The sequence below is a fragment of the Cellulomonas algicola genome (genome assembly GCF_003851725.1).
GTDB classification, from domain to species: domain Bacteria; phylum Actinomycetota; class Actinomycetes; order Actinomycetales; family Cellulomonadaceae; genus Cellulomonas; species Cellulomonas algicola.
In genome coordinates this window covers 1-3,384 of the sequence record NZ_BHYL01000454.1, presented here as the reverse complement: position 1 = coordinate 3,384, position 3,384 = coordinate 1, and the positions used below count along the sequence as shown (strand labels likewise).

The 3,384-nt window shown below is 77.2% G+C and carries 2 protein-coding genes and 1 pseudogene; 2 read left to right on the top strand and 1 reads right to left on the bottom strand.

All coding sequences use genetic code 11. From position 1 onward, the window contains the following. Window positions 1-2,399: pseudogene (locus CTKZ_RS22150) on the top strand (hypothetical protein); the annotation flags it as partial. Here the strand turns inward: CTKZ_RS22150 and CTKZ_RS20760 are convergent. After that, the gene (locus tag CTKZ_RS20760) at window positions 2,363-2,704 is read right to left on the bottom strand and encodes a hypothetical protein (RefSeq protein ID WP_235843592.1); all 342 of its coding nucleotides are present in this window, start codon (window positions 2,702-2,704) and stop codon (window positions 2,363-2,365) included. The pseudogene CTKZ_RS22150 and the gene CTKZ_RS20760 sit on opposite strands and share 37 nt — an antisense overlap. Before the next feature lie 381 nt (window positions 2,705-3,085). Between CTKZ_RS20760 and CTKZ_RS20755 the strand changes: the two genes are divergently transcribed. Then, complete coding sequence (locus CTKZ_RS20755; protein WP_013771685.1) at window positions 3,086-3,334, top strand: WhiB family transcriptional regulator; 249 nt, start codon at window positions 3,086-3,088, stop codon at window positions 3,332-3,334. Window positions 3,335-3,384 lie beyond the last annotated feature (50 nt).

Here is a 3,384-nt window from a genome sequence, read left to right as displayed (position 1 = left end):
GGCTCGACCCGCGCACCCCCGGCCGCGCCGTGCTGCGTCGCGGGTCGCTGCCCACGGAGGTCGTGCAGGTCGCGCGCCCCCGTCCGGGCACCGGCGCGCCGCCCGCCCGGCTCGCGTCCGCGGGGCTCGCCGGATCACCCACCGGCTGGGTGCCCCGGCCGGTCGCCGACGTCCCGACGCAGGCCGGCGACCCCGCGCCGCAGGATGCCCACGAGACGACGGACGGCCCGGGTCCGCGGGGCGACGACAGCTCGCAGGTGCGCGACAGCGCGGCGGGTCCCCGAGGCGGCGTCCGTGACCTGGACGTCCACGCCTGGGTCGAGGCCGCGGTCGCCGCGGCGGCCGGCCGACGCGTCGGACACGTGCCGTGGGTGCCCGCGCTGCCCGCACGCGTCGACGTGCAGGGCGTGCCCGACGGACCGGGGCTCGCGGTCGCGCTCGGCGACCTCCCCGAGGAGCAACGCCGCTGCCCGGTGCGCTGGGATCCGGGCGGCGGACATCTCCTCGTCCTCGGCGGACCCGGCTCGGGCCGCACGACGACCCTGACGGCGCTCGGCGTGCAGGCGCTGGCCGCGGGCCTGCCCGTGCACGCCGTCGGCCTTCCCGCCGCCGCGGTGGCACGGCTGCGACACGCCGACGCGCACGGGCGACTCGGCACGGTCGTCGGCGTCGACGAGGTCCGTCGGCTCGCGCGCCTGCTCGAGCTCCTCACGGCGGCGAGGTCGCCCGGACTGCTGCTCGTCGACGGCCTCACCGAGGCGCTCGACCACCTGGCGACCCTCGCGCGCGGCGCCGGCGCCGACCGCCTCACCGCGTGCTGGCGGGGGGACGCTCGCGTCGCCGTCGCCGCCACGGTCGACGTGACGACCGCAGCCCTCCATCACGCCGCGGGCTTCCGCGACCGGCTCGTGCTGCCCCTCGGCGACGCGTCGCTCGACGCCCTGGCGGGCGTGCCCGCGGCCCTGTCCGGACCGCGCGGACCCGCCGGGCGCGGCGTCCACCTGCGCGACGGGCACGCCGTCCTGTGCCACGTCGTCACCCCGCCGGAGGACACCGCCGCCACCGTGGGGATCGCCGCGCACACGCACGCGTCCGCCTCCGGATCCGCACCGGTGACGACCGCACCCACGACCGCGCCAGCGGCTGTGCCCACGAGTCCGCCCTTGCCCCTGCGTGCGCCCGCGCACGCACCTGTCGCCGTGCCGGCGCCTGCGCCCGTGCCGGTGCCTGCGCCTGCACCCGCACCGGCGCCCGCACCCGCACCCGCACCTGCACCTGCACCTGCACCTGCGCCGAGGACACCCGACCCTGCGGTCGTGCGGGTGCTGCCCCTCCCCCGCACGGTCCAGCTCCCCCCGCGCGCCGCCCTCACCGCGGCCGCTCCCGCGGGGACGTCACCCGACCACCAGCGCGACGTGGTCGGACGCGTGCCGCACGTGCGACGCGACGCATCGGCAGACCGTGCGACGGCGGAACCGACGATGGCGGAGGCGGCGACGGCTGAACCGTCGACGACGGGACGTCCGACGACAGGACGTCCGACAACGGGACGCGAGTCGGCGGAGCCGCCTGCCGCGCGACACGTCGGGGGCTCCGTCGTCCCGATCGGTGTGGGCGGCGACGACGCGAGCGAGGTGGTCGTGGACACCGCGCGGCCCTTGCTCGTCGTCGGTCCGCCCGGGTCAGGACGGACCACGGCGCTCGCCGTCGTGGTCGCGGGGCTGCGTGCGGCAGGTGCGCGCGTCGTGCGGCTCGTCGACGAGCGGGACGACGCGACCACGTCGGTCCGGCGAGGCGCCACCGGCCCGCTCGGACCTCCCGGCGCGGACGGCCCGCTCCGACCTCCCGGCGGAGGCGGCCCGCTCGGTCCTCCCGGTGCGGACGTCCCGCTCGGTCCTCCTGACGCGGACGTCCTGCTCGGTCGTCCTCCTGGCGCTGACGTCCCGCTCGGTCCTCCGGGCGCAGACGGCCCGCCCGGACGTCCCGACGCGCTCGGCCCGACGGCGCTGTCCGACGTCCCGCGCGTCGCGCCGGACGCGGTGCCCGACGACGCGGTGCTCCTGGTGGATGACCTCGACGAGCTCGAGCGCGTGTCCCCGACGCGGGCCGATGCGGTCGAGCGGCTCGTCCGCGGACGGCGTGGGGCGCGCGTCGTCGCGGCGACGACCGCCCAGGCGGCGGGCGCGTTCCGCGGACCGCACGCTGCGCTCGTGCGTGCGCGGCAGCTGCTGGTGCTCGACGCGCACGACCCGGCCGGCGCGGAGCTCGTCGGGCCCGCGGCGCCCTGGCTGGTCGACCCGCGCGAGCGCCCGCCGGGGCGCGCCGTGCTGGTCGTCGACCGTCGAACCGTCCCCGTGCAGGTCTACGACGCGGGGTCGGACCCGTCGGTCGCGCGGTGAGCGGTCGCGGCGACGACCGACGGCACGAGGAGCAGGACGCCCACGACCACGGCCACGGTGAGGACGGCGACGGCCCACGCCGTGACCTCCTGACCGAGCCATCCGACGGCGAGGACGACGAGCAGCACCTGCCACGTCATCACCGGCGACCGCGCCCACCGGCGGCCCGCCCAGAGGCCCCGCGCGGCGAGCGCGAGGAGCGCCGCGATGCCCGCGCAGAACGCGACCAGGAACGCGGTCGGGGCGGCGAGGGCGGTCGCGCCGCGGACGAGCGAGACCACGAAGGCGACCCCGAGTCCCGCCACTACCACGGATTCGAGCAGCACTAGGACACAGGTCACAGCGAGGAGGCGCGGGCGGGGGGTCACGGACCCGAGCCTAGGCGTCCCGGCGCTCACCGAGGGCGAGCCGTGGACGGCGGCTGCCGCATGCTCATCAGGTGCTCTGACCTGGACAAACGTTCGGCAATCCGGCATCGTGACCGCGGAGTCGCTCACAGGCCGCGCACAGATGTGACCAACGCCTCAGTCGTTACCCAAGCGAAACGTTCTCGTAACCCCTTGTGCGCCGTCGACCGTGATGTGACCCTAGATGGAGCACGTCCCCCCCACCCCGATCACACCCGGCCGTCGCGCGCCCTCAACCCCAGGGCGTCGGACAGCCGTGTGCCCAAGGAGAGATCTGTCATGGATTGGCGCCACCGCGCAGCGTGTCTCGACGAGGACCCCGAGCTGTTCTTCCCGATCGGCAACACGGGTCCGGCGCTGCTGCAGATCGACGAGGCGAAGGCCGTGTGCCGTCGTTGCGACGTCGTCGACACGTGCCTCAAGTGGGCGATCGAGACCGGTCAGGACGCGGGCGTCTGGGGCGGCCTGTCCGAGGACGAGCGCCGCGCGCTCAAGCGCCGCACCGCCCGCCAGCGCCGCGCCGGCTGACCCGGCAGCACCGCAGCTCACCGAGACGGGCGCCCCCCCCGGGGGGGGGG

Excerpts from the sequence above, each read along its gene's own strand:
- CTKZ_RS20755 (WP_013771685.1), top strand. The coding sequence starts at position 3,086 with ATGGATTGGCGCCACCGCGCAGCGTGTCTCGACGAGGACCCCGAGCTG.